Source organism: Pseudomonas sp. 32_A (genome assembly GCF_017490905.1).
GTDB classification, from domain to species: domain Bacteria; phylum Pseudomonadota; class Gammaproteobacteria; order Pseudomonadales; family Pseudomonadaceae; genus Aquipseudomonas; species Aquipseudomonas inefficax.
On the sequence record NZ_JAFGYI010000458.1, the window covers coordinates 1 to 247 of the forward strand.

The following is a 247-nucleotide window of genomic DNA, read 5'->3' on the forward strand; positions in this document are numbered from 1 at the left end:
CTACGCCAAGGCCGGTTTTGGCGAGTACATGGGCTTTTCCTCGGCCTGGGGCTACTGGATCAGTGCCTGGCTGGGCAACGTCGGCTACTTCGTGCTGCTGTTCAGCACCTTGGGCTTCTACTTCCCGATCTTCGGCGAAGGCAACACCCCTGCCGCCATCATCGGCGCGTCGGTGCTGCTGTGGGCGGTGCACTTCCTGGTGCTGCGCGGCATCAAGGAAGCGGCGTTCATCAACCTGGTCACCACC

At 62.8% G+C, this 247-nt stretch carries 1 protein-coding gene; it reads left to right on the plus strand.

What is annotated here, in order from left to right:
• A partial coding sequence (locus tag J5M58_RS27435) for an amino acid permease (protein ID WP_207880641.1) occupies positions 1 to 247 on the plus strand: 247 nt, incomplete at both ends.